This window comes from Vibrio nitrifigilis, from assembly GCF_015686695.1.
GTDB classification, from domain to species: domain Bacteria; phylum Pseudomonadota; class Gammaproteobacteria; order Enterobacterales; family Vibrionaceae; genus Vibrio; species Vibrio nitrifigilis.
Genome location: NZ_JADPMR010000001.1, coordinates 669215 through 693636 on the forward strand (window position 1 = coordinate 669215; position 24422 = coordinate 693636).

General features: G+C 43.5%; 26 protein-coding genes. 20 read left to right on the forward strand and 6 right to left on the reverse strand.

What is annotated here, in order from left to right:
• Positions 1 to 26: 26 nt before the first annotated feature.
• From I1A42_RS03060 to I1A42_RS03140, 17 genes are all read left to right on the forward strand, one after another.
• Positions 27 to 782, forward strand: a complete 756-nt coding sequence (locus I1A42_RS03060) for a protein phosphatase CheZ (RefSeq protein ID WP_196122613.1) — start codon at positions 27 to 29, stop codon at positions 780 to 782.
• Between the two features lie 9 nt (positions 783 to 791).
• Complete coding sequence (locus I1A42_RS03065) at positions 792 to 3074, forward strand: chemotaxis protein CheA (protein ID WP_196122614.1); 2283 nt, start codon at positions 792 to 794, stop codon at positions 3072 to 3074.
• A 28-nt stretch (positions 3075 to 3102) separates the two neighbouring features.
• Entirely contained in the window at positions 3103 to 4251 is a 1149-nt protein-coding gene (locus I1A42_RS03070; RefSeq protein ID WP_196122615.1) for a protein-glutamate methylesterase/protein-glutamine glutaminase, read from the forward strand.
• A 9-nt stretch (positions 4252 to 4260) separates the two neighbouring features.
• On the forward strand, positions 4261 to 5037 hold the full coding sequence (locus I1A42_RS03075; RefSeq protein WP_161153433.1) for a ParA family protein: 777 nt from the start codon (positions 4261 to 4263) through the stop codon (positions 5035 to 5037).
• The gene (locus tag I1A42_RS03080) at positions 5030 to 6109 is read left to right on the forward strand and encodes a chemotaxis protein CheW (protein ID WP_196122616.1); all 1080 of its coding nucleotides are present in this window, start codon (positions 5030 to 5032) and stop codon (positions 6107 to 6109) included. The genes I1A42_RS03075 and I1A42_RS03080 overlap by 8 nt, the downstream gene beginning before the upstream one ends.
• A gap of 35 nt (positions 6110 to 6144) precedes the next feature.
• Positions 6145 to 6639 (forward strand): chemotaxis protein CheW, encoded by a 495-nt coding sequence (locus tag I1A42_RS03085; protein ID WP_161153435.1) that lies wholly within the window; start codon positions 6145 to 6147, stop codon positions 6637 to 6639.
• Complete coding sequence (locus tag I1A42_RS03090; RefSeq protein ID WP_161153436.1) at positions 6639 to 7139, forward strand: DUF2802 domain-containing protein; 501 nt, start codon at positions 6639 to 6641, stop codon at positions 7137 to 7139. The genes I1A42_RS03085 and I1A42_RS03090 overlap by 1 nt, the downstream gene beginning before the upstream one ends.
• A gap of 382 nt (positions 7140 to 7521) precedes the next feature.
• Positions 7522 to 8145: a cytochrome c biogenesis heme-transporting ATPase CcmA gene (gene ccmA / locus I1A42_RS03095; RefSeq protein ID WP_161153437.1), complete on the forward strand. Its 624-nt coding sequence runs from the start codon at positions 7522 to 7524 to the stop codon at positions 8143 to 8145.
• Positions 8142 to 8810 carry a heme exporter protein CcmB gene (gene ccmB, locus I1A42_RS03100; protein WP_161153438.1) on the forward strand — a complete coding sequence of 223 codons (669 nt, stop codon included), beginning with the start codon at positions 8142 to 8144 and terminating at the stop codon, positions 8808 to 8810. The genes ccmA and ccmB overlap by 4 nt, the downstream gene beginning before the upstream one ends.
• Positions 8811 to 8931: 121 nt before the next feature.
• Positions 8932 to 9678 (forward strand): heme ABC transporter permease, encoded by a 747-nt coding sequence (locus I1A42_RS03105; protein WP_161153439.1) that lies wholly within the window; start codon positions 8932 to 8934, stop codon positions 9676 to 9678.
• A gap of 1 nt (position 9679) precedes the next feature.
• On the forward strand, positions 9680 to 9886 hold the full coding sequence (gene ccmD, locus I1A42_RS03110) for a heme exporter protein CcmD (protein WP_161153440.1): 207 nt from the start codon (positions 9680 to 9682) through the stop codon (positions 9884 to 9886).
• A complete protein-coding gene (ccmE, locus tag I1A42_RS03115; protein WP_161153441.1) occupies positions 9883 to 10362 on the forward strand; it encodes a cytochrome c maturation protein CcmE in 480 nt (159 codons plus the stop codon). Before ccmD ends, ccmE begins: the two co-directional genes overlap by 4 nt.
• Positions 10362 to 12320 (forward strand): heme lyase CcmF/NrfE family subunit, encoded by a 1959-nt coding sequence (locus tag I1A42_RS03120; protein ID WP_161153442.1) that lies wholly within the window; start codon positions 10362 to 10364, stop codon positions 12318 to 12320. The genes ccmE and I1A42_RS03120 overlap by 1 nt, the downstream gene beginning before the upstream one ends.
• Positions 12317 to 12871 carry a DsbE family thiol:disulfide interchange protein gene (locus tag I1A42_RS03125; RefSeq protein WP_196122618.1) on the forward strand — a complete coding sequence of 185 codons (555 nt, stop codon included), beginning with the start codon at positions 12317 to 12319 and terminating at the stop codon, positions 12869 to 12871. The genes I1A42_RS03120 and I1A42_RS03125 overlap by 4 nt, the downstream gene beginning before the upstream one ends.
• A complete protein-coding gene (locus tag I1A42_RS03130) occupies positions 12868 to 13347 on the forward strand; it encodes a cytochrome c-type biogenesis protein (protein ID WP_161153444.1) in 480 nt (159 codons plus the stop codon). The genes I1A42_RS03125 and I1A42_RS03130 overlap by 4 nt, the downstream gene beginning before the upstream one ends.
• Positions 13344 to 14558 carry a c-type cytochrome biogenesis protein CcmI gene (gene ccmI, locus I1A42_RS03135; protein ID WP_161153445.1) on the forward strand — a complete coding sequence of 405 codons (1215 nt, stop codon included), beginning with the start codon at positions 13344 to 13346 and terminating at the stop codon, positions 14556 to 14558. The genes I1A42_RS03130 and ccmI overlap by 4 nt, the downstream gene beginning before the upstream one ends.
• Before the next feature lie 83 nt (positions 14559 to 14641).
• Complete coding sequence (locus tag I1A42_RS03140; RefSeq protein ID WP_161153446.1) at positions 14642 to 15388, forward strand: MlaA family lipoprotein; 747 nt, start codon at positions 14642 to 14644, stop codon at positions 15386 to 15388.
• Between the two features lie 25 nt (positions 15389 to 15413).
• Here I1A42_RS03140 and I1A42_RS03145 read toward each other — a convergent pair whose 3' ends face one another.
• The 3 genes from I1A42_RS03145 to sodB form a co-directional block, all read right to left on the reverse strand.
• On the reverse strand, positions 15414 to 16082 hold the full coding sequence (locus I1A42_RS03145; RefSeq protein ID WP_196122619.1) for an SDR family oxidoreductase: 669 nt from the start codon (positions 16080 to 16082) through the stop codon (positions 15414 to 15416).
• A 266-nt stretch (positions 16083 to 16348) separates the two neighbouring features.
• Entirely contained in the window at positions 16349 to 16852 is a 504-nt protein-coding gene (locus tag I1A42_RS03150) for a VC2046/SO_2500 family protein (RefSeq protein ID WP_196122620.1), read from the reverse strand.
• Between the two features lie 159 nt (positions 16853 to 17011).
• The gene (gene sodB, locus I1A42_RS03155) at positions 17012 to 17593 is read right to left on the reverse strand and encodes a superoxide dismutase [Fe] (protein WP_161153449.1); all 582 of its coding nucleotides are present in this window, start codon (positions 17591 to 17593) and stop codon (positions 17012 to 17014) included.
• 409 nt (positions 17594 to 18002) lie between these two features.
• On the opposite strand from sodB, the gene I1A42_RS03160 reads away from it, so the two are divergent.
• Both I1A42_RS03160 and I1A42_RS03165 read left to right on the forward strand, forming a co-directional pair.
• Complete coding sequence (locus I1A42_RS03160; RefSeq protein WP_161153450.1) at positions 18003 to 18341, forward strand: Grx4 family monothiol glutaredoxin; 339 nt, start codon at positions 18003 to 18005, stop codon at positions 18339 to 18341.
• Positions 18342 to 18429: 88 nt separating this feature from the next.
• Positions 18430 to 20409 (forward strand): DNA topoisomerase III, encoded by a 1980-nt coding sequence (locus I1A42_RS03165; RefSeq protein WP_196122621.1) that lies wholly within the window; start codon positions 18430 to 18432, stop codon positions 20407 to 20409.
• Between the two features lie 45 nt (positions 20410 to 20454).
• Here the strand turns inward: I1A42_RS03165 and I1A42_RS03170 are convergent, their stop codons facing one another.
• Positions 20455 to 21141 (reverse strand): SDR family oxidoreductase, encoded by a 687-nt coding sequence (locus tag I1A42_RS03170; RefSeq protein WP_196122622.1) that lies wholly within the window; start codon positions 21139 to 21141, stop codon positions 20455 to 20457.
• Between the two features lie 143 nt (positions 21142 to 21284).
• On the opposite strand from I1A42_RS03170, the gene I1A42_RS03175 reads away from it, so the two are divergent.
• Complete coding sequence (locus I1A42_RS03175) at positions 21285 to 22223, forward strand: histone deacetylase family protein (protein WP_196122623.1); 939 nt, start codon at positions 21285 to 21287, stop codon at positions 22221 to 22223.
• Here I1A42_RS03175 and I1A42_RS03180 read toward each other — a convergent pair.
• Entirely contained in the window at positions 22213 to 23613 is a 1401-nt protein-coding gene (locus tag I1A42_RS03180; protein WP_230389331.1) for an HD-GYP domain-containing protein, read from the reverse strand. The two genes, I1A42_RS03175 and I1A42_RS03180, sit on opposite strands and share 11 nt — an antisense overlap.
• Positions 23614 to 23917: 304 nt before the next feature.
• A complete protein-coding gene (locus I1A42_RS03185) occupies positions 23918 to 24337 on the reverse strand; it encodes a DoxX family protein (RefSeq protein ID WP_161153455.1) in 420 nt (139 codons plus the stop codon).
• Positions 24338 to 24422: the final 85 nt, after the last annotated feature.

A 24422-nucleotide genomic window follows, 5' to 3' on the forward strand; every position in this document is an offset into this window, starting at 1 on the left:
CATAACGCGTAAAAAGGCTACTCAGGATGATTTCATTAGAACAAGCCAAAGAACTCGTTCAACTCGTTGAAAACGGCCTCCAAGATGAAGCCAGTGCATTAGTGGCACACATGCATGTATCTACTCAAGACACTGGTGCTTTTGAAGATGCTCTCAAACACGACCCGATGCTTCAAGAAATCGGTACTCTGACTCGTGAACTGCATGACTCTCTAAAGCATTTTCATATTGATGATCGTATGACAGAGCTCGCAAACGACGAGATTCCCGATGCTCGTGATCGACTCAATTATGTTATTGAAAAAACAGAAGTAGCAGCGAATAAAACGATGGATGCAGTGGATTGCTGTATGCCTATCGCTGATCGTATGCATGAAAGTTTGCTTCAGGTTCGTCCTCAATGGAACCAGTTAATGAATGGTAAAATTGATCTCGCTGAGTTTAAGGCCCTATGTCATCGCATTGATGAGCTACTGTGTTTGGTAGAGGGAGACAGCAGTCAATTACGTGGACAACTGACAGAGATTTTAATGGCTCAGGATTTTCAAGACTTAACAGGTCAGATTATTCGTCGAGTCATTTCGTTGGTGACTGAGGTAGAAAAACGCCTAGTTGATATTTTGACCGTATTTAGCGGTAATCAGGTTGAATCAACTAAAGCGGAAGATAAGGATAATTCAGCAACTGAGGCAGAGGGTCCAATTATGAATCCTCATGAGCGCGAAGATGCTGTGGCATCTCAAGACGAAGTCGACGATTTGCTGTCGAGTCTTGGTTTTTAGGGGTAACGTATGAGCTACGAATTAGACGAAGATATTCTTCAAGACTTTCTGGTTGAAGCTGGGGAAATCCTAGAATTGCTTTCTGAGCAGTTGGTTGAACTTGAGAACAACCCTGAAGACAAAGATTTACTTAACGCTATATTCCGCGGATTCCACACAGTTAAAGGTGGTGCGGGATTCTTATCGTTGACCGAATTGGTTGAAACTTGTCACGGTGCAGAAAACGTGTTCGATACATTACGTAACGGCCAACGTAGCGTATCGTCAAGTTTAATGGATACCATGCTCAGAGCACTCGATACCGTTAACGAACAATTTAGTGCAGTGCAAGAGCGTGAACCTCTCGTGGCCGCAGAACCTGATTTGCTTGAAGAACTTCATCGTTTATGTAAACCCGAATCTGCCGATGAAGCTGAAGAAGAAGTGGTTGCAGAAGCGGAAGAAGATACTTTCGAAGAAGACGAAGACATTGCTGTTGAAGATGAAGTCGTCGATGTTGTCGAAGAGCCGGTAGTGGCTGAGTCCGAAAATGAATCACAAGGTGTTGTTGATGCAGGCTCAATCGATGAAATCACTCAAGATGAATTCGAAAAACTTCTTGATGAACTGCATGGCAAGGGGGCCGCTCCTAGCAAGAAAGAAGAAGTTAAACCAGCGCCAGCCGCAAGTACTAGCTCTGATGCTAGTGGCGATATTACCGATGATGAGTTTGAAAAATTATTAGACGAATTGCATGGCGCGGGTAAAGGGCCTGCTAATTCTGGTCATCCTCCAGAAGAAAAAACACCTGCTACCGAAAAACCAGCCGCACCAAAAGCTGCAACATCAGCATCTTCCTCTGGTGGTGATGATCTGATGACGGATGATGAATTCGAAAAACTGTTAGATGAATTACATGGTTCAGGTAAAGGCCCTTCAATCGAAGAATTGGAAGCTGCAACTAAGCCTGTATCTCAAAATCCGGCACCTAAGCCTGCAGCAAAACCAGCGGCAAAACCGGCAGCTAAAGCCGCACCAAAAGCAGCGCCAGCCGCGAAGAGTGCTCCTCCCGCTCCTGTTGAAAGTAAATCGACAGCTGTAGAAGAAAAGCATGCCGCGAAAAAAGCGCAACAAGCGGATGCCACCGTGCGTGTTGATACCTCAACTCTTGATACCATCATGAACATGGTTGGTGAATTAGTTTTGGTTCGTAACAGATTGATTAGCTTAGGTTTGAATAGCAACGACGAAGAGATGTCGAAAGCGGTATCTAACCTAGATGTGGTGACGGCAGATCTGCAAGGCGCGGTGATGAAAACGCGCATGCAACCTATCAAGAAAGTATTTGGTCGTTTCCCTCGGGTCGTACGTGACCTAGCTCGTAGCCTAAAGAAAGACATTAACTTAGAACTGCGCGGTGAAGAAACGGATTTAGATAAGAACTTGGTTGAAGCGCTTGCCGATCCATTGATCCACTTAGTGCGTAACTCTGTTGACCACGGCGTTGAAATGCCAGATGTTCGTGAGAAAAGTGGCAAATCTCGTACCGGTAAAGTTATTTTGTCCGCATCGCAAGAAGGTGACCATATTGAATTGGCTATCGTCGATGATGGTGCTGGTATGGATCCTGACAAACTGCGCGGTATTGCTGTGAAGAAAGGGTTGATGGATGAAGATGCTGCATCTCGCCTTTCTGATAAAGAATGTTTCAACTTGATCTTTATGCCGGGCTTCTCCAGTAAAGAACAAATTTCTGATATTTCAGGTCGTGGTGTAGGTATGGACGTGGTTAAAACTGCGATTAATACCTTAAATGGCTCAATCGATATTGATTCTGAAATGGGGAAAGGGACTAAGATTACTATCAAGGTACCTTTAACATTAGCTATCCTACCAACACTAATGGTCGGGGTTGCAAATCACCCATTTGCACTGCCTTTGGCAAGTGTGAACGAAATTTTCCACTTAGATTTAAGTCGCACCAACGTCGTAGACGGGCAATTGACTATTATCGTTCGCGATAAGTCTATCCCATTGTTCTACTTGCAAAACTGGTTAGCACCTAAAGCAGGACGTGTTGAAGCGCGTCAAGGTCACGGCCATGTTGTTATTGTTCAATTAGGCAGCCAACGAGTAGGTTTTGTTGTTGATACACTGATTGGTCAAGAAGAAGTGGTCATTAAACCGCTTGATAAATTGCTGCAAGGGACACCAGGTATGGCCGGCGCAACTATCACAAGTGATGGCCATATTGCTCTTATTTTGGATGTGCCAGACTTATTGAAACAGTATGCAGCTGCGTCGCGTATCTAAGTGATGATATATATTTATAAGGATAGCTATGGCGATTAGAGTATTAGTTGTTGATGATTCAAGTTTTTTTCGACGTCGCGTTAGTGAAATCATCAACTCCGAATCGCGACTTGAAGTGATTGACGTTGCAACTAATGGCAAAGAAGCAGTAGAAAAAGCGCTGAGTTTGAAGCCAGACGTTATCACCATGGATGTTGAAATGCCAGTAATGGATGGCATCACAGCAGTCCGTGAAATCATGGCTAAAGGTCCTGTGCCGATTTTGATGTTTTCTTCGTTGACCCATGAAGGGGCTAAATCAACGTTGGATGCACTTGATGCTGGCGCATTAGATTTTTTACCTAAAAAGTTTGAAGACATTGCTCGTAATCGTGATGAAGCGGTAGCCGTACTACAGCAACGAGTGTTAAGTATCGCCTCTAAAAAGGGGTTGATGCGACGCCCAGCACCGACGTCTCGTTCGACTACTACCAGTTCAACAAGTGTCTTTGATCGTACTTCACGTCCGACTACGACCACAACTCGTCAGGCTGCCCCAGCGACACCTCGTCAAGTGGTGTCGCACAGCGCTCCTGCGGGACGATTTAAAGCCACGGGGAAAAAGTACCAGTTGACAGCAATTGGTACTTCAACAGGTGGACCGGTAGCGTTACAGAAAATTTTAACTAAATTACCAGGTAACTATCCTCATCCGATTGTTTTGGTGCAGCATATGCCTGCTACGTTTACCGCTGCTTTTGCTAGCCGACTGAACTCGTTATGCAGTATTGAAGTTAAGGAAGCTCAAGACGGTGATGTATTGCGTCCAGGCGTTGCGTATCTCGCTCCCGGCGGAAAGCAAATGATGTTAGAAGGGCGTCCTGGCGCTGCTAAATTACGCATCATCGATGGCGGTGAGCGTATGAACTATAAACCATGCGTAGATGTTACCTTTGGTTCAGCAGCTAAGGTATTTGGTGACAAGGTACTGTCAATGATATTGACAGGAATGGGTGCCGATGGTCGAGACGGGTCACGCATGCTCAAAGAAGCTGGGGCAACGATTTGGGCACAGGATGAAGAAAGCTGTGTCGTTTATGGTATGCCTCAAGCCGTAGCAAAAGCGGGTATCTCGTCGGAAGACTTGCCTCTAGATCGAATATCCGAACGTATGTTGGTTGAAGTAGGTCTTGGATAAGGGTACTGAATGATCGTTTGGAGTGTTGCAAATCAAAAAGGTGGGGTCGGTAAAACTACGACGACTATCACATTAGCTGGCTTACTGAGTAAGCAAGGCAAACGTGTGTTACTCGTTGATACGGATCCTCATGCATCTTTAACTACCTATCTTGGTTATGATGCTGATGACGTTCCATCCAGCCTGTTTGATTTGTTTCAACTAAAAGAGTATACGGAGAACAGTGTCGCACCGTTAATTCTGAGAACAGATATTGAAGGTATCGATATTATTCCGGCTCATATGTCGCTGGCAACGCTAGATCGTGTCATGGGTAATCGCAGTGGCATGGGATTGATTTTGAAACGCGCATTGCTGGCGTTGCGTAAGAATTACGACTACGTATTAATTGATTGTCCGCCAATTTTAGGTGTCATGATGGTTAATGCTCTAGCGGCCAGTGATCGCATTTTAATACCGGTTCAAACAGAGTTCTTAGCTATGAAAGGGCTAGAACGTATGATTCGAACTTTAGCGATTATGCAAAAATCACGTAATCGCTCGTTTAAAGTCACGATTGTTCCAACGATGTATGACAAGCGAACTAGGGCATCGTTACAAACATTAACTCAGCTAAAACGGGATTATCCGGATCAGGTTTGGACATCAGCGGTGCCGATTGATACCAAATTCCGTGATGCCAGTTTAAAACGCTTACCAGCGTCGCATTTTGCTGAGGGAAGCCGTGGTGTGTTTGCATATAAGCAATTGTTACTGCATTTAGAGAGGCTAGCTATCGATGAGTAGTGCGCCACCACTATCAAGTGAACAAGCATTAGATGAGTACTTTGATGCGTTGCTTTGTGAAGAATGGGGTGACGAAGAGACAGTACCCGAAAAAGACTCTGAATTAGAGCCTGAACTTGCACGCCAACCAATCGCGGCTCGTTCAAGCGGTTCTCCTATGTTTGCTGATGAAGACATCGAAGAACTTCCAGGGGCTAATCTTGAAGAAGTTCAGCGATTGTTAAATCAATTGGAACAGAGCAATCCAGTTGAGGAGCTCCATCTTGAAGAAGTGATGGAGCAAAATACCACAGATATCGCTGTGGAAACGGCAACCATAGAAGAAACAGTGGTTGAAGAGCAAGTGATTGAGCCTGTTGTTGAAGAAATTCAAGAATGGGATGTGACAACTCTTACTGAAGAAGACGAGGGCGAACCTCATCATCATGTCGATGCAGTAGAAGAGGAAGAGGTCGCCACCGAGAATTTTATTGAGGAACCTCAAACCGATACGGACATTGATGTCGACGTCGATGTTGCAGTAGCGAGTACAACTGAACAAGAAGTAGAACAGCAGGTCGATACAGCCCCTCAGACTCAAACGGGCGGGTTGAATCCAGAGAATTGGAAAGATCCTATTCGCAGTGAAGCGTTTCAAGTGTTGTACTTTGATGTGAACGGGGTCACGTTTGCGGTTCCTTTAGACGAATTAGGTGGTATTCACCGAATGGGTGAACTGAGTCATTTGATTGGTCGACCAAAGTGGTATTTGGGACTTCAAGCTCAGCGTGATGCTCAGCTTGATGTCGTGGACACTGCAAAGTGGGTGATGGCAGAGAAACTCAGGGATGACAGCTATAAAGAGGCATACCAATATATTGTTATGCTCGGTGAAAGCATGTGGGGGTTGGCCTGTTCTCAACTGATGGGAACCGAGTTACTGCAGAGTGAAAAGGTTCGTTGGAGAGAGCAAGTCGGCAAGCGTCCATGGCTCGCCGGAATGGTAAAAGAAAAAATGTGTGCTTTAATCCATGTAGAGGCATTAATTGCAATGCTAAATGCTGGGCTAGATGTGAAGTCACTCGATAATTAGTTTTTAGGTCGGAGACGACGTAGAGAGGAAAAGGTATGTCTCAAAACGAAGTGGTAGAAGTGAGAAAAGAGAAATCAAATGACGAAGTGCTTCAGTGGGTGACGTTCCAACTTGAAGAAGAAACTTACGGCATTAACGTAATGCAGGTACGTGAAGTGCTGCGTTACACTGAGATCGCTCCTGTCCCTGGTGCGCCAGATTATGTTCTAGGTATCATCAATCTTCGTGGTAGCGTTGTAACAGTCATCGACACTCGTTCTCGTTTTGGTTTGGTGCAAGGTGAAGTTAACGACAACACACGCATTATCGTGATTGAATCTGAACATCAAGTGATTGGTATCTTGGTGGATAGCGTTGCGGAAGTTGTTTACCTACGTACTTCAGAAATCGATACAACACCAAGTGTAGGTACTGATGAAAGTGCTAAATTCATTCAAGGCGTCAGCAACCGTGATGGCAAACTTCTTATCCTTGTGGATTTGAATAAACTATTGACTGACGAAGAATGGGAAGAAATGGCTCATCTATAATGGGTGATTGGTCTTGGTTACATCCTTCAGTGATCGCTGGAGGATTTGTTCTCATTATCTGCTTGTTGATCTTAGTTGTGATTCAGGTGAGACGTGAAATGACCAAGCAGTCAGATGCTCTGCGCCAACAAAATCGCGCGTTAGATAAAGAGCTAACTAAAGCCAATAAGCAGTTGCTTGAAGTTCGCTCTGTAGTGGTTGGGTTAGGGCAAAGAGTGTCTGAGCAGCAAGATATTATCGGTCATTTAAATGAACGCATCATGGCTTTGGAAACAGAAGATAATGATGCCCGTTTATATAGTCGTGCCAGTAAAATGGTGAAGCTTGGTGCTGACTTAGATGAGTTAATCTCTGAGTGTGAATTGCCCAAAGCTGAAGCTGAATTGATGATGTCGCTGCAAAATAAATTAGCCGGACGTGAAGCGGTCCCTCCGCTTGCGAGTGATCCGGATAACCAGCAATCATCGGCAACGCGAAGACGTGTAAAACGTTCTAGATAAATTGTTTGAAAGCCGTTCTTTATTACATAAAGAGCGGCTTTTTCTTATCCCTACTTTTTTAATCTGAAACATTACCTATCAGGTAAGACCCATTCTATCGATTATCTTATCTAGGTTGATGTTGTGTTGATGATTTTACCTACCCAATGACGAGTTCGCATTATGAGTCGGAGAAGTATCGTGATGGTTAATGCATCCCGGTTAGTTGCACAAATAGTGTTAAAATCATAATTTTCTGATAAATAATTGTTGTTAATAATTGTTGCAATGAATTATTAACAAAAAAAACATCTACAAATCAATAATTGTATTACTTGAAACACTATTTTGACGCTTTTAGCCTGTGTTAAGATGTGCGCTCTGTTTTTAAAGCGAGATTGCTATGCTCACTGTTGATAACCTCAGTGCTGTTCGAGATGAAAATGAACTCTTCCACCAACTGTCATTTGAACTTCAATCCGGTCAAATTATGCAAATTGAAGGGCGCAATGGTTCAGGCAAGACCACGCTACTGCGAATCATTGCAGGTTTGGGGAATCATTTTCAAGGCAAGGTATGCTGGAACGGGGAATCGATAGAAGAGCAGCGAGAAAGTTATTATCAAGACATGCTGTATTTAGGGCATCTAGCAGGTGTAAAGCGGGAACTCACCGCATTAGAAAACTTACAATTTTATTTGTCCTTACACGGTGGTGATAATCAGCGTGATACTTTGTACAAAGTATTAAGCCAAGTTGGGTTAGCCGGGCGGGAAGATGTGCCAGTTGCTCAACTTTCTGCAGGACAGCAACGCCGTGTTGCTTTAGCTCGTTTATGGCTAAGTGACCACTCACTATGGATACTAGACGAACCACTAACGGCAATTGATAAACAAGGGGTAAAAGTGTTGGAATCCTTGTTTATACGCCATGCTCAACAGGGTGGAATGGTATTATTAACCACTCATCAGGACATGCTAACGGAACATCCTCTGTTAAGAACTGTCAGACTGGGTGACAAAGCATGATTAAAATGATGTGGGCGATCATTCGTCGTGAGCTAGTAGTTGCATATCGTCGTCAAGCCGATATCTTTAATCCGTTATGGTTTTTCATTCTAGTTATCACACTATTCCCATTAAGTGTCGGACCGGATCCAACCTTATTGTCGCGTATCGCCCCTGGTATTATTTGGGTGGCCGCTTTATTAGCCGCACTTCTATCATTAGAACGACTTTTTCGAGATGATTTTTATGATGGTACGCTTGAACAGTTAATGGTGATGCCTATCCCTCTCTCTATCAGTGTGGTTGCTAAAGTCGTCGCTCATTGGCTTCTAACTGGCTTGCCCCTGATTATTATCAGCCCTCTTTTAGCGATTTTGCTGTCTTTTGATCTCCAAACATGGGGGGGAGTGGTATTAACGCTATTGCTTGGAACACCAACACTTAGTTTTATTGGTTCAATCGGTGTTGCGCTGACAGTAGGGCTAAAAAAAGGTGGTGTACTACTGAGCTTAATCGTGTTGCCACTGTATATTCCTGTTTTGATTTTTGCTACATCGGCAATCGATGCTGCATCTATGGGGATGGATTATAGCGGTCAATTAGCCATTATTGCGGCTATGTTTATAGCTTCTGCAACCTTATCACCATTTGCGGTTAGTGCTGCGTTGCGTGTAAGTGTTCGCTAACTTAAAGTAAGGCAGATTTCATCTGGATGTTATGTCCGCAAAGGATAGTTGCCCCAATATTTAATAACAAAATTAAGCTAAGCAGTGATGACTTAGCAGAAAGTAAAAGTGAGATTCAACAATGTGGAAATGGCTTCATCCGTATGCCAAACCAGAAAACACTTACCGGTTATGTGGTAAGTGGGTTCCTTGGTTTTCGAGTTTGGCAATACTGCTTATTATCATCGGATCTGTGTGGGGATTGGCGTTTGTACCCGCTGATTACCAACAGGGCGATAGCTTTCGAATTATTTATATTCATGTGCCAGCGGCTATCTGGTCGATGGGGGCCTATATGGCCATGGCCATTTCTGCCTTAATAGCATTGGTATGGCAACAGAAAATGGCTTCTTACGCTGCTCAAGCTATTGCCCCTATCGGCGCCGTGTTCACCTTCGTGGCATTGGTCACTGGTTCGATTTGGGGCAAACCTATGTGGGGCACGTGGTGGGTTTGGGATGCGCGGTTAACTTCTGAATTGATTCTTCTTTTTTTATACCTTGGTGTAATCGCTTTATACCACGCTTTTGATGATGCGCGTTCGGGCTCTGATGCCGCTGGTATTTTGGCGTTAGTCGGGGTGATTAATATTCCAATTATTCACTACTCTGTTCAATGGTGGAACACACTGCATCAGGGCGCTACTATCACGAAATTTGCTAAGCCTTCCATCGCGCCAGAAATGCTATGGCCATTACTGATAAACATTTTGGGGTTTGCACTTTTTCTTGGGGCATTAACCTTGATTCGTTTACGTAATGAAATCTTAAGTCGAGAAAGCCGCCGCCCTTGGGTCATCGAACTTGCCAAACAGGAAGGAAGCCACTGATATGTTTTTTAATTCTTTTCACGACTTTCTCGCCATGGGTGGCTATGCCGGTTATGTGTGGAGCGCTTTTGCGATTACATTTATCGCGATGGCAGCCATTTGGTGCATGAGTGTTAAACGTCGCAAGCAGATTTTGACCGAAGTGCGTAACAAGTTAGAACGTCAAGCGCGTATTGATGCTGCGAAAAAAATGGAGAACACCCTATGAATCCGAGACGACGTAAACGCCTAACTATCGTCACCGCGATTGTCATAGGCATGGCGATTGCTATTGGCTTAGTTCTCTATGCTCTTAATCAAAACATGAACTTATTCTATACTCCAAGCCAAATTGTCTATGGCCGTGATGGGCATATACCAACGATTGGAGAACGACTACGCATTGGCGGAATGGTGCAGGTTGGATCGGTAAAGCGTGATCCGCAATCACTTAAAGTCGAATTTAAACTGAGAGATGTAGGCCCAACAGTAACGGTAGAGTATGAAGGTATTCTTCCTGACTTATTTAGAGAAGGCCAAGGTATTGTCGCTCAGGGTAAATTGATTGGTAAAACCACAGTAAAAGCGACTGAAGTGTTAGCTAAACATGATGAAAATTACATGCCGCCAGATGTTAAAGAGGCGATGAAAAATAATCATGCCTTTATGGAAGCTCAAGCAAAACAAACGGAGGCATCTCAATAATGATTCCTGAATTAGGTCACTTTGCCTTAATTATTGCTTTAGTATTAGCTCTCTTCTTAAGTGTGCTGCCGTTAATTGGTACACGTTTGCAACAGCCTCGTTTAATCTTGACTGCACGGCCACTTGCTTGGGGTGTGTTTACCTTCATTTTGCTTGCATTTGTTGCCTTACTATGGGCTTTTTACACCAATGATTTTACCGTGCAATATGTCGCGCAAAACTCCAACAGTCGGTTACCTTGGTATTATCGTCTAACCGCGCTTTGGGGAGCTCATGAAGGTTCGTTACTGCTGTGGGTATTTATACAGAGTTTATGGACCATCGCTGTCGCAACATTTAGTCGCTCATTACCTAATGATGCTGTCGCGCGTGTCTTAGCCATCATGGGGATGATTAGCTTTGGCTTTTTGATTTTCATTATTGCCACGTCAAATCCATTTCTGCGTACATTGCCTTATTTCCCAGTGGATGGCCGTGATCTTAACCCACTGTTACAAGACCCTGGTTTGATTATTCACCCACCGATGCTTTATACCGGTTATGTCGGCTTCTCGGTTGCTTTTGCGTTCGCTATTGCAGCGTTAATGACAGGAAAGTTGGACACCGTTTGGGCTCGCTGGTCACGCCCTTGGACGACCGCGGCTTGGATGTTCCTCACTGTCGGTATTTGTTTAGGATCTTGGTGGGCATACTACGAATTGGGTTGGGGAGGCTGGTGGTTTTGGGATCCGGTAGAAAATGCCTCTTTAATGCCATGGCTTGCGGGTACCGCGCTACTGCACTCTTTAGCAGTGAGCGAAAAACGAGGCACTTTTAAAGCTTGGACGGTGTTATTGGCAATCTGTGCTTTTTCTTTAAGTTTATTAGGCACATTCTTAGTTCGTTCGGGCATTTTGGTTTCTGTACACGCATTTGCTTCTGATCCATCCCGTGGCATCTTTATTTTGAGCTTGTTGGTTATAGTGATTGGCGGATCATTATTGTTGTTCGCCCTTAAAGGCGCAGCGATTCGTGAACAAGGTAACTACGAACTGATCTCTCGTGAAAACGCATTGCTATCTAACAACATTTTATTGATGTGTAGTTTAGCCATTGTGCTGATCGGTACACTGCTGCCACTGATTCATAAACAGTTGGGTATGGGGTCAGTCTCCGTCGGAGCCCCGTTCTTTAACCAAATGTTTGCTTGGTTAATGATTCCCTTCGCTTTCCTTCTGGGTGTCAGTCCGTTAGTCCGCTGGAAACGAGAGCAGCTCAATACGCTCGTTAAGCCAATGTGTATTGCTGGTGTTTTGTCTCTCGTGCTTGCTGGCGTTGCGCTATGGCTGGCAGGGCAAGCGTACACACTGATGGCTTATTTAGGTTGGGTGATGGCCATTTGGATTATTGTCCTTCACTGCTATGAAATGTACTTACGTGCAACCCATCGACATCATTTTTGGCAAGGTATTCGTAAACTGCCACGTTCACACTGGTCTATGGTGACCGCTCACATTGGACTTGCTGTGACTATCATCGGTATTGCGATGATTCAGAACTATGGGGTAGAAAAAGACGTGCGTCTTGCCCCTGGAGACAGTTTTGAACTTTCCGGCTACCAATTTAATTTTGTTGGGTTACGTAATATTACTGGTCCTAACTATGATGGCTATGAAGGTGAGTTTAAAGTTCTGCGTGCTGGTGAGGTCGTGAATACGCTAATGGCGCAAAAACGCTATTACCCAGTCTCTCGTTCAATGATGACAGAAGCAGCCATCGATAAAGGGTTAACGCGTGATCTATATCTAGCACTTGGTGAACCCCTTGAGAATAGCAATGCGTGGGCCGTAAGAATCTACTATAAACCCTTTATTCGTTGGGTATGGGGGGGCGGTTTATTGATGGCTATTGGTGGCTTACTTGCTATTACTGACAAGCGTTATCGTTTCAAGAAACAGCGTGAGGAGAAGGTGTCATGAACAAGAAGCTATTGTTTATCCCATTCATTTTCTTTGTGGTGTTGGTCGGTTTTTTTGCCGTGCAGCTAAATGATAACTCTAAGGGTGATGATCCCACTAAATTGGAATCCGTATTGATTGGTAAACCTGTTCCAACGTTTACCCTGCAAGATCTGTTTGATAAAAATCGTCAATACGATCAGTCGATTTTTAAAGGCCAGCCATTATTACTAAACGTATGGGCAACATGGTGTCCTACCTGTCATGCAGAACATAAGTTTTTGAATGAGTTGACTAATCAAGGGGTAAAGATCATCGGTATGAACTATAAAGATGATCGTGCTAAGGCGATTGATTGGCTTAATCAAGCTGGCGATCCTTACATGACTAATTTGTATGATGGTGATGGCATGTTAGGACTTGATCTCGGTGTCTATGGTGCACCAGAAACCTTTATGATCGATGCAAACGGCGTGATCCGTTATCGCCATATTGGGGATGTCAATGCAAAGAACTGGCAGAATAAATTATTGCCAATGTACAGAAAGCTTGAACAGGAGGCGCAGCAATGATTAAGCGATTGATCCCGTTTGTTCTTGCTTTAGTTATGAGCCTGCCTGCTATGGCAGCCATTGAAGTGTTTAACTTCGATTCACCACAACAAGAAGAGCAATTTAAAGAGCTGAGTTCGACATTGCGTTGTCCAAAATGTCAGAACAATACTATCGCTGATTCAAATGCGGCCTTGGCTCAAGACTTACGTGAAAAAGTTTATCACATGACGAAAGAGGGTAAATCTAAGCAAGAAATCGTCGATTACATGGTCGCCCGTTATGGAAACTTTATTACGTATAAGCCGCCTTTTAATGCCAGTACATTACTGTTATGGCTAGGGCCAATCCTAGTGATTTTCGTCGGTTTTACGCTATTAATTATGCGTTCAAAGCGTCGTCGAGAGTTAATAACAGAGAAAGAGTGGAACGAAGAGAAAGAAGCGCAGCTTAAAGCGCTCTTTGAACAAGACAAGCAAGGAGAAAGAGACCAATGACATTGTTTTGGTTAGTGTCACTACTGCTTATATTACTTGCTTGTGCCTTTATCGGATTCCCGTTATTGAAAGGCAAAGCGCATATTGATAGTCACCGTCGTGATGAGCTCAATAAGGCTTTTTATCTTAATCGATTGGATGAGTTAAAAGCAGAAAACGATCATGGCGTGGTCGAAAATGAACAGGAAATGGTTGCTGAGCTAAAGCAGTCGTTACTTAATGATGTCCCGCTTCACTCTAGTGCGAATCAACCGGAAAAAACGGTATCTAAAGGGTTTGTGTTTGGAGGTATTGCCGTAGTTCTTACCTTATTAAGTGTTGGTTTATACAGCATTTTTGGTGATTATGCTGATGTGAAACATTGGCAAAATGTCAATCATTCGATGCCACAGCTAACGCAGAAGTTGCTTAGCTCACACGGCAATCTCACTGTGCAAGAGATGGAAGATCTGACATTAGCTCTACGTACCCGATTGCATGAGCATCCTCAAGACTCAACCGGTTGGTTAATGTTAGGACGCATTGCTATGGCTGGTCAGAGTTCGAAGATGGCTGTAGGAGCCTTAGAACGCGCTTATCGGTTATCTCCGGATAAGATCGATATACAGCTGACGTATGCTCAGGCGCTCATTGTTTCAAAAGATAAAGGTGACCAGCAACAAGGTCGAGAGCTGTTAAAAAAGATGGCTAAGCAGCATAAAGTTGATTTTAAGGTCTATTCACTGTTAGCCTTTGATGCCGCCGAACATAAGCAATATCAGCAGGCCATTGATTATTGGCAAGATATGCAAAATCTGATTAAGTCTGATGACCCTCGATATGCTATGCTGGCACAAAGTATTGACCAAGCTAAGCGCTTTTTAGGTAACAACACATCAATCGGCGTGCCTGTTACTGTTAAACTCAGCTCGGCAATATCTGCTTCGAAAGGAGCAGTATTAATCGTTTCAGTTCATTCAGCAGATGGCGCTCCCATGCCAGTTGCCGCAGCGAGATTTAGTGGTTCTCCATTTCCTCAGCATGTTGTGTTGACAGACGATAATAACCTGACACCAAACCGCCGTTTATCTGATTTGAAACAAGTCATTGTTAAAGCTCGGGTCGATATGGATGGTAATGTGTCAACCAAACATGGCGACTGGGTCGGTGAAAGCGCCGTCCAGAAAATAGGGGATCCAATAAAGGTGACCATTAATAAACAACAGCCATGATACGTTAGTTGTGTTTACTCAAGTACGATACCCATTGTTATATCAATAGCTGTGGGTATTGTGCCTTAATGACGGAAAATATAATGAATAACCGCATCATTCGCTTACTATTATTAGGTGTGATTTTGGCGTTAGCTGGGTGTAGTTCGGCACCCAATCAAGGTGGCCAAGCGAGCACTAATGATCCATTTGAAGGCTTTAACCGTGCTATGTGGACGGTTAACTACGATTATTTAGATCCTTACGTCTTAAGACCAACCGCAATGGCTTATGTCGATTACGTACCGACGCCTGTGCGGAGTGGTATCTCAAATTTCTTTGGCAATCTAGATGAGCCTGCCAGCATGATTAACAATATAATTATGGGTAATGGCAGAAAAGCGTTGGATCACTTTAACCGTTTTTGGATTAACTCTACGTTTGGCATTTTAGGCTTGTTTGACATTGCCTCGGCTGCAGGTATCAAAAAAGACGATCAGAAAGAATTTGGTGACGCAATTGGTCATTATGGCGTAGGTAAAGGTCCTTACGTGATGGTACCAGGCGCTGGACCTTATGCTCTACGTGACTCGGCTGATTTTGTCGACAGCACCTACGCCCCTCTTTCTTACTTAAATATTTGGGCTGCTGTAGGTAAATTTGTATTCCAAGGTCTAGAAAGCCGGGCATCGTTGGTTTCTCAAGAGCCGATGTTGAAAAACTCTCCTGATCCATACGCCTTTACTCGTGATGCCTATATGCAGCATCTCGATTTTAAAGCGGAAGTGATGAAAGATACTTATAACGCGCAAGACGAAGAAAAAATGGACGACTACCTAGATCAATATTAGGAGTCAGCTTAAATCTGAGTAGTCTCTATGCGGAGACTACTCGGCCACTAAAGTACTCATTAGCGACAATATATTCTGTATGTCGTGTTAACTCATCACACTGCATCATCCCATGACTAAATTCTGGCTCAGTGACTAACTGAGGTATTACGCCCCCCACTCGAATATTGAATGGCGTCAGCTCTTTTGCCCAGCTATGAGTAAAGCCAGCTACCATCGACGCAGCACTTTCAATTCCGGCCATTTCTAACGTTTCATTGTAAGAAATCACATTAACAATGACGCCTTTAACACCACTTAAGCGCATACGTTCTGCACATGTATAACCAAATGAAAAGAAGTTGGCGGTAAGCCTGTTCCATTGATCGACAAATTGTGTGGAAGCATGTTCAGATAAAAAGGATGGGAAAGGGGCGTTTGGCCAATGATTGATGAGCACATCCGGTGTTTGTTGATAGGTTCGTTCAATGTAATCGAACAGTGCATCCACCTCTTGTGCCGAGGTCGATAACATCGGGTAATAGTGAGCATCAGGATTGATCGTTTGGCATTGGAGAGTGATCTGTCGCAGAGAAGTTTCATCTTGATCGCATAAAATTAACCGCGCACCCAAACGAGCATAGTGGAGCGCTAGGGCTCTACCAAATATTGAGCTAGCTGACGTAATTAAAATAACAGCGCATTTGATATCCATTGATTGATCCTCATACCACAGTACTCCCCCTTGACGATAAGGGGTTATTTCATGATGGTTGATCTAAATCAAACTCAATGTGAATAAGATCAAAATTAGCCAGTCTTCTAATTTTGATTTGTATTTTTTCAGTGTCGTTTCACATTCGAATCACCAATACAGCAAAGGTGTTTCATTATTCGGTGATGAAACGATACGAAACATAGTATTTATATTAAATATCAATGACTAATATTAACTATCTATTGAATATAGTTTAAAGAAAATCACGCTTGTGCACGAATTTGATCGTGGCGATTAGCATCAACCAGCTCTCGATAAAGGGTGGCTGGGATAAGCGTTGGTGGGGTTTTTTCTGCAAGGTGGCGGCGATCGTGTCCAGATAAATTACTGTAGATTTCTTCCGGAAGATCGAACGTATCCTCTGGCATATAAGTGAGTGGATCTGGCGTCAGGTAGTGACTCAGTTTTGCACTCGATAAACCACCGTCATGAAATTGACGTGCATGTTCTGATGAGATGGCATAACTGCTTTGATCATTGCGTAACGACTGTGGTTCTTGCAGTTGAAAGCGGCGGCGTAAGACCTGATCGGTGGTGACGGGTGTCTCAACTTTTTCGGCGGGAGTGTTATCTCGCACATCGTTTGAGAACATTGCAAGCAGTAATGAAAAATCGGCACGACGACTCTGGTGCACTGCTTGGTTAATACCAGTGCCGACCTTAATCTCGTTAATTAATCCTGCTTTGTCTAAAGTATGAACTTGCATAATGCTCTCCGTTTAACAATTAACTTAACGGCAACACACAGAAAAACTTTAGGTTTTTTCGATAAATCTCTATACGACAATTCACTGAATAGAAAATAAAAAGGCCTACCCGAGGGTAGACCTTAATGTTACATACTTGGTTTAAACCAAATATGAAGCTTATTTAGCTAGGTTTTCTGCAACGAATTCCCAGTTTACAAGGTTCCAGAATGCTTCCATGTAGTTTGGACGAGCATTACGGTAATCGATGTAGTAAGCGTGTTCCCAAACGTCAACAGTTAGCAGAGGAGTGAAACCTTCTGTTAGTGGAGTTGCTGCGTTTGAAGTATTAACGATATCTAGAGAACCGTCCGCTTTTTTCACAAGCCAAGTCCAGCCTGAACCGAAGTTCGCAACTGCTGAGTCAGTGAATTTAGTTTTGAATTCTGCGAAAGAACCGAATGCTGCATTGATTGCTTCTGCAACTGCGCCTGTTGGTTCACCACCTGCTTTAGGCGCTAGACAGTGCCAGTAGAAAGTGTGGTTCCAAACTTGAGCTGCGTTGTTGAAGATACCGCCAGTAGACGTCTTGATGATCTCTTCCAGAGTTTTGCCTTCGAACTCAGTACCAGGAACTAGGCCATTTAGTTTCACCACGTAAGTGTTGTGGTGTTTACCGTAGTGGTATTCCAAAGTTTCTGCTGAGATATGTGGTTCTAGTGCATCTTTTGCGTAAGGAAGAGCGGGTAGTTCAAATGCCATTGCTCAATTCTCCATTAGTGTTTGAAAGAGTTTTCTCTTTCGTTGATTGCTTCCAGTGTTTTTTATTTATGCCTCATGGGTGAAGAATGTGCTTCATTCCATGGGTTTTTCGTCGTTTACGACTGACTTGAGATCTATTTTAGCAACTTTTTACTTTATTAAAACCCTAAACTGAATAAAAATAAGTAAGAGGTTGAAGATTATTCTCTCAGTACAAGGAAATATAGAGTTACTATTTATCCATGTATGGTCGAGAATACGCTTTTCAAGTCCAATATAATTCGTGATGTATGGCATTTTGGTGACTTGATAGAATGAAAAATTATAACCATATTGATTGTGGGCTTTTTATTCTCATCTAATGATTTAGAATGTCTCCAATCACTAAAACGTCTTCAATGAGGAAGCAATGGAAACCATCGACAAAATTAAACAGCAAATTTCTGAGAACCCAATCCTTCTTTACATGAAAGGTTCACCAAAACTACCTAGTTGCGGTTTTTCTTCTCAGGCAGCGCAAGCGTTAATGGCTTGTGGTGAAAAATTTGCTTACGTAGACATTCTGCAAAACCCGGATATCCGAGCAGAATTGCCTATCTATGCTCAGTGGCCAACTTTCCCTCAGCTATGGGTTGAAGGTGAATTGGTTGGTGGTTGTGACATCATTTTGGAAATGTTCCAAAAAGGTGAACTACAACCATTAATCAAAGAAGCGGCTGCACGCATTGCATCAGATGATGCGGAGTAATACTGTATAAAATTACAGTTTTTCTTGCTTTTCCTAGGCCACATTCGATAATGTGGCCTTTGTTGTTTTTAGGGTTGCTGTTTTTAATATGTCACGTTTATTCATAGCCGAAAAACCAAGCTTAGCGAGAGCGATAGCGGATGCGTTGCCAAAACCGCATAAGAAAGACCAAGGATTTATCACGTGTGGTAACGGTGACATCGTCACTTGGTGTATTGGTCATTTACTCGAGCAAGTTGAGCCGGATGCTTATGATGAACGTTATAAAAAATGGAACCTGGCTGATTTGCCGATTATTCCGGAGCAGTGGCAATTGCGCCCGAAGAAGACGGCGAGTAAGCAGCTTACAGTGATTAAAAAATTGGTAAAACAAGCCGGGCAACTTATTCATGCTGGCGATCCCGATCGAGAAGGCCAATTACTCGTCGATGAAGTCATTGATCACTGCAAAGTCTCCAAAGCAAAAAAAGAGTCGGTAGAACGATTGCTGATCAGTGATTTGAACTTACCTGCGGTAAAAAAAGCATTATCCAAACTACGCTCAAATCGAGATTTTATTCCATTATCTGTCTCTGCCTTGGCGCGCTCTCGAGCGGATTGGCTCTATGGAATGAATATGTCTCGTGCTTATACTTTGCTCGGGCAAAAAGCGGGGTATCAAGGGGTGTTATCGGTAGGGCGAGTACAAACACCAGTGCTTGGTTTGGTGGTTCGGCGTGATGAAGAGATAGAGCAGTTTATCCCTCGAGATTTTTTTACCGTTGATGCACTTATTCCATATCAAAATGATGGGCAAGCATTTGATATTCGAGCGCGCTGGAAGCCTAGTGATGCTTGCCAGCCTTGGCAAGATGAGGAAGGGCGCGTCTTAAGTAAAAAATTGGCCGATAATGTTGCACTGCGAATTAAAGGTCAGCCTGCGACGGTGACTGAATCAGAGCAGAAACAGACGAAGCAAGCGCCTCCATTGCCTTATTCACTCTCAGCTTTACAAATCGATGCCGCAAAGCGTTATAACCTCAGTGCTCAGCAAGTGCTGGATATTTGTCAATCGCTGTATGAGAAACACAAGTTGATCACCTATCCACGTTCTGATAGTCGCTATTTACCTCGTGGCCACCTAAGTGAAGCGGCGAAAGTATGTGAAGCGATTGCAAATAACGCTAAAGAACTGAATGGTGCAGTGCAAGACGCAGATTTATCGATCAAATCTAAAGCGTGGAACGACAGTAAAGTGGATGCTCACCACGCCATTATTCCGACACCGAAAAAATCCAGTGTTAATGGTTTGTCTGGCGCTGAAATGAATGTCTATCAGCTCATTGCTCGTCAATATTTACTGCAGTTTTATCCTCATGCGATTTTTGCTGAAGCTAAATTGGTGTTTGACATCGCTGGTGGCGTTTTTATCGCTAAGGGACGCCAATTGATTTCTGCTGGCTGGAAAACATTAATGGGGAAGCAAGAAAGTGATGATGAGGGGATAGATGCGGTTCCACCGCTAGCAAAAGGGACGGTGTTGACTTGCCGTGAAGGGGAAGTGACAGCACGTAAAACCGAACCGCCGCGCCATTTTACTGAAGCCACCTTGTTACAGGCCATGACTGGGATTGCTCGATTTGTCGCAGATAAAGATCTGAAAAAGATTTTGCGTGATACCGATGGGCTTGGAACAGAAGCGACACGCGCGGGTATTCTCGATACCTTGTTTAAACGCCAGTTATTAAAACGCCAAGGTAAAACCATACTGAGTTCACCGGCTGGACGAGGATTGATTCACGCGTTACCTGATGAATCTACCTACCCTGACATGACGGCGCACTGGGAGCATCAGTTACAAGCAATGGCGGAAAGAGGGCAAGCTTATCAGCCTTTTATGCACGCTTTAGAACAGCGTATGAGTGAACTAATGGACCATGTTAAGCAAGGGCCGGTTCCTGATTCGCTGCGCTCATTACCTAAAGTAGAGCGCCCTGCATTTAAACGTAAACGCCGAAGTTACAGTAAAACGGGAACAAAAGGGGCAAGTAAAACGAGCAGTTCTACTCGCCGAGCCAAAAAGTCTTAAGTGTTTACAATCAACGCGGTCATTTAGCGCTAAAACTTCACTAGATCACCAAGGTATATGAGTACCATCAAAATTGACGAATTGTCCGGTACGTTTCATTGTTGCATTATGTATGAAGTTATATATCTGATAAGCCGATGAGTTAGGGTTCATTTGGGCATTTGGCCCACCCATCGAGGTTTTGACCCATCCAGGATGTATCGCGAGAACGGTAATGCCGCTAGGTTCTAAATCAATGCTGAGACTTTTCACTACTGAATTTAAGGCCGCTTTACTTGAACGATAAATATAAGCACCGCCCGATTGGTTATCGGTCATGCTGCCCATTTTCGATGAAATAAAAGCCATTTTCTTATCGTTACCTTGTTTTACTAATGGCATGAACACTTCGGCTAATTTTAATGGAGCAATGGCATTAACCTCTAGGGTGCGTCGCCACTCCATTTCGTCTGTCTGACCTAGGGGATAGCCTTTCGGTCCGTAGTAACCCGCATTGCTAATGACGATATCTAACGACGCAAATTGCTGTGCTAGTTTAGCCACAGCAAAGTAGTCGGTCACATCGAGTTTATGGCAAAACAATAAATGGTTATGAAGTTTTAAATCCAGTAGCTCTTTTGATTGTTGTGTGTCTCGATACGTAGCATGAACTTCAGAACCATTGGCTAGATAGGTTTTGGCTAGCGCGAGTCCGATTCCTCGATTCGCACCTGTAATGAATACCCGGCTCATGTTTTAATCCTCAAAGGCGTCTATACCCAAACAATAGTTTGGTACTGGATAGGCTGAGTTGCAATTTTTCTCTAGTTGCACCACTTTTAACCTCTGTTACCCTATCGCCTCATTTATTTATCTTTCATGTTGGATGTGACCTTATGCTTCCTCTTGTTTATCACTCGATTTATTCACAACTTGAGCTTTCGCCAAATCACCGCTATCCGATCAATAAGTATCGTTTGTTGAGAATAGAATTAGAGAAACAAGCAGAGCAAGATCCCACATGGGGTGAACTGTTTGAATATTTTGAACCGAAACCAGTATCGGTCGATGAGGTAAAACGTGTTCATGCCAGTGAGTACGTCGATGCATTAATAAACGGGGATTTACCCGCCGCAAAAATGCGGCGCATTGGTTTTCCATGGAGCCAAGCTTTAATTGATAGAACCTTGATGTCGGCTGGCGGTACACGTTTAACCGCAGAGAAAGCGCTAGAGCACGGTCTTGCAATTCATCTTAGTGGTGGTTATCACCATGCTCACTACGATTTTGGTAGTGGGTTTTGTTTATTTCATGACTTAGTGATTGCAGCCGATTGGGCACTTCAGCAAGAAGGCGTCGATCGAGTGCTCATCATTGATAGTGATGTTCATCATGGGGATGGAACAGCGGCGTTATGTGCACACCGAGATGACATCATCACGCTTTCTTTCCATTGCGATAAAAATTTTCCAGCGCGCAAGCCCGATTCTAATATCGATATTGGGTTACCTAAAATGGCTGGCGATGAGATTTTTCTGAGTCATTTTATGTCGGTGGTACCAATGGCTATCAATCTGTATCAGCCAGATTTGATCATTTATGATGCTGGTATTGATATCCATGAAGATGATGAACTGGGGCATTTAGCGGTGACAACTGCGGCTATCTACCAGCGCGACTATTTTATGCTTGAGGTAGCGAAAGAAAAAGAGATTCCGATGGCCTGTGTGGTTGGTGGTGGATATCGAGACCAACATGAGAGTTTGGTCCCCATTCATATGCAGCTATTTAAAGCGGCGCATGAGCACGCTCGTCAGAATAAACCTAAAGGGTAGGAGAGGGGCGGATTGCCTCTTTACCAACGTTATCTATATACTTAGTAGGCAGTTTTTTTAGTCCTTGTTTGAGAGCATTAAAACAAGTTTCATCAATAGCAGTGCCAACGTTTTCTGCCATTATTTCTAATGTTTTAGGTATGGGGATAGCTCCGCGATAAGGGCGTTCAGCCGTAATGGCATCAAAAATATCCGCAGTAGTAATGATTCGCGTCATTATAGATATTTCTTCAGCAATTAATCCATCAGGGTAGCCGGTACCGTCTAGTTTTTCATGATGGGCGGCGGCCATTTTAGCGAATTTCTTCAGTGGCGATATTTTCTCGATAATCTCCCTAGTAAAAACGGCGTGCTTTTGAATTTGTGCCCATTCTTCTTGATTCAACTTTCCGGGTTTATCCAATATTGTGTTACTGACGCCGAGCTTACCTAAATCATGCAGCAGTGCCGCACGTTTTAGCCATTGGCAATCTTCTTGGTCTAACCCCATTTCTTGAGCAATGATAGTGCTAAACACGGCCACGCGAGCACTGTGACCTGCGGTAAATGGACTTTTGGCATCGACGATTTTGCCAAAAGCAGCGACAATACTGTCGAAGTACTCATCATCGAGTGGAATCATCGCTTGAGCTGGCGACATAGACAGTACGAAAGGGGTGATCGAAGATGACTTGAGCGCAGCAGTAAAAGAGGATGTTTCTTTTAGTTGTCTACATAAAGCGACGAGGTGGGGATCTAACCAGGCTCCGGAACGATTTTCTACTTCCTCAAATGCAGCATTTAAATCGTGTTCACTTTGAAATACATCCATGACTTGCGCAAGCAAGGCAATTCGAGAAAATAGCGGAATATGTTCGCCTTCCAAACCATTGGGTTTCCCTGACCCATCCCAGTGTTCATCTAAATATTGTATCCCCTGAGCGACTTGTTCACTAAACCCCAATTCTCTAGCGACTTCAGCGCCTTGGGTACAGCGAGTTTGAATGAGTTCTTGAGCGTAATCCGATCCATTTTTTAATATATCAATCGTTGTTGAGATACGCTTGCGCCAATTTTCGCCAGAGCCTGCGTTTTTAATCACAAAATTAATGGCACTGGTTAGGCTGGTACCCACTGTTTTATAACGATGTTTAAACGTTCGATCATCGGTTGCATAGAGCTCACAGATGCGGGCGGCATTACTGCTACAACCCGCATCTTTGAGTAATAAGACGAAATATAAATCATACTGATCTGATAACGACAAGTGTAATAATTGTCCAATATTCATCCCTATCCAACAACAGCGCATACAGTGTTCTGGAGGCTGGCCTTCCGTCATATCTAGGGCAATGGTCAGCGATGAAATAAGCTCAGCGAGCGGCATATTGTGAGAGGTGAGTGCAGACATAGTCTTTGGCCGATATGGTGTAAATAACCTTATAAGTATAGTTGTTATTGTTTTTTACACAGGAATAACCGACGACTGATTTGGAAGTGATTTTCGAGCGTCTGGTTAAGTATGCAAATGTAACAAAAGTATTGAGTCTGGGTATTTTTGCCAGAATGCCATGGGATGACTACTGATCACTAGGCTTAAAGCGAAATAGCCAGTAAAAAGGATAAAGCAGACATAAAAATACCTCCGCAATGAGTAGCAACAATAATCACGGAGGTCATTTGAGTGTATGTATTTTAGTGACTAGGTATATCGATTAATCTGGTTTTACTGCGTATTTACCAGAGCCAAGAAATGCAACGGCAATACCTGCGAAAAGATAAACTGCAATATCTTCAACTATCCAACCACCCACTTTTGATAGCGTGAAGAAATCGCCCAAATGCACTAATCCGATAACCACAACACTCGTGCCAACAATCAATACCGCGCCAATACGGCTGTACCAACCTAAGATCATCATTAGGGGAGCCAAAATTTCACCGATAAATACCGAATAGGCGAACCAAGCGGGCAGTCCAAGATCAACAAATAGACCTTCAATAAATCCGGTACCATGCATCGCTTTATGGATGCCATGAAGTAGCATCATAGCCCCAAAACCGACACGTAAAATGAATTTTGCTGCATCTGGGTGGCTTAGCCATTGATTGGTTTTTTCAACGAGAGCATTCATCGCCATTCCTCAATTCAGTGAATGATAACTGTTAATAATAAAACGTATTTTTAATATAAATTATGTTTCATTGCTCACATAATGA

Coding starts and splice junctions, on each gene's coding strand:
- I1A42_RS03060 (WP_196122613.1), top strand. CDS start 27: ATGATTTCATTAGAACAAGCCAAAGAACTCGTTCAACTCGTTGAAAAC.
- I1A42_RS03065 (WP_196122614.1), top strand. CDS start 792: ATGAGCTACGAATTAGACGAAGATATTCTTCAAGACTTTCTGGTTGAA.
- I1A42_RS03070 (WP_196122615.1), top strand. CDS start 3,103: ATGGCGATTAGAGTATTAGTTGTTGATGATTCAAGTTTTTTTCGACGT.
- I1A42_RS03075 (WP_161153433.1), top strand. CDS start 4,261: ATGATCGTTTGGAGTGTTGCAAATCAAAAAGGTGGGGTCGGTAAAACT.
- I1A42_RS03080 (WP_196122616.1), top strand. CDS start 5,030: ATGAGTAGTGCGCCACCACTATCAAGTGAACAAGCATTAGATGAGTAC.
- I1A42_RS03085 (WP_161153435.1), top strand. CDS start 6,145: ATGTCTCAAAACGAAGTGGTAGAAGTGAGAAAAGAGAAATCAAATGAC.
- I1A42_RS03090 (WP_161153436.1), top strand. CDS start 6,639: ATGGGTGATTGGTCTTGGTTACATCCTTCAGTGATCGCTGGAGGATTT.
- ccmA (WP_161153437.1), top strand. CDS start 7,522: ATGCTCACTGTTGATAACCTCAGTGCTGTTCGAGATGAAAATGAACTC.
- ccmB (WP_161153438.1), top strand. CDS start 8,142: ATGATTAAAATGATGTGGGCGATCATTCGTCGTGAGCTAGTAGTTGCA.
- I1A42_RS03105 (WP_161153439.1), top strand. CDS start 8,932: ATGTGGAAATGGCTTCATCCGTATGCCAAACCAGAAAACACTTACCGG.
- ccmD (WP_161153440.1), top strand. CDS start 9,680: ATGTTTTTTAATTCTTTTCACGACTTTCTCGCCATGGGTGGCTATGCC.
- ccmE (WP_161153441.1), top strand. CDS start 9,883: ATGAATCCGAGACGACGTAAACGCCTAACTATCGTCACCGCGATTGTC.
- I1A42_RS03120 (WP_161153442.1), top strand. CDS start 10,362: ATGATTCCTGAATTAGGTCACTTTGCCTTAATTATTGCTTTAGTATTA.
- I1A42_RS03125 (WP_196122618.1), top strand. CDS start 12,317: ATGAACAAGAAGCTATTGTTTATCCCATTCATTTTCTTTGTGGTGTTG.
- I1A42_RS03130 (WP_161153444.1), top strand. CDS start 12,868: ATGATTAAGCGATTGATCCCGTTTGTTCTTGCTTTAGTTATGAGCCTG.
- ccmI (WP_161153445.1), top strand. CDS start 13,344: ATGACATTGTTTTGGTTAGTGTCACTACTGCTTATATTACTTGCTTGT.
- I1A42_RS03140 (WP_161153446.1), top strand. CDS start 14,642: ATGAATAACCGCATCATTCGCTTACTATTATTAGGTGTGATTTTGGCG.
- I1A42_RS03145 (WP_196122619.1), bottom strand. CDS start 16,082: ATGGATATCAAATGCGCTGTTATTTTAATTACGTCAGCTAGCTCAATA.
- I1A42_RS03150 (WP_196122620.1), bottom strand. CDS start 16,852: ATGCAAGTTCATACTTTAGACAAAGCAGGATTAATTAACGAGATTAAG.
- sodB (WP_161153449.1), bottom strand. CDS start 17,593: ATGGCATTTGAACTACCCGCTCTTCCTTACGCAAAAGATGCACTAGAA.
- I1A42_RS03160 (WP_161153450.1), top strand. CDS start 18,003: ATGGAAACCATCGACAAAATTAAACAGCAAATTTCTGAGAACCCAATC.
- I1A42_RS03165 (WP_196122621.1), top strand. CDS start 18,430: ATGTCACGTTTATTCATAGCCGAAAAACCAAGCTTAGCGAGAGCGATA.
- I1A42_RS03170 (WP_196122622.1), bottom strand. CDS start 21,141: ATGAGCCGGGTATTCATTACAGGTGCGAATCGAGGAATCGGACTCGCG.
- I1A42_RS03175 (WP_196122623.1), top strand. CDS start 21,285: ATGCTTCCTCTTGTTTATCACTCGATTTATTCACAACTTGAGCTTTCG.
- I1A42_RS03180 (WP_230389331.1), bottom strand. CDS start 23,613: ATGTCTGCACTCACCTCTCACAATATGCCGCTCGCTGAGCTTATTTCA.
- I1A42_RS03185 (WP_161153455.1), bottom strand. CDS start 24,337: ATGAATGCTCTCGTTGAAAAAACCAATCAATGGCTAAGCCACCCAGAT.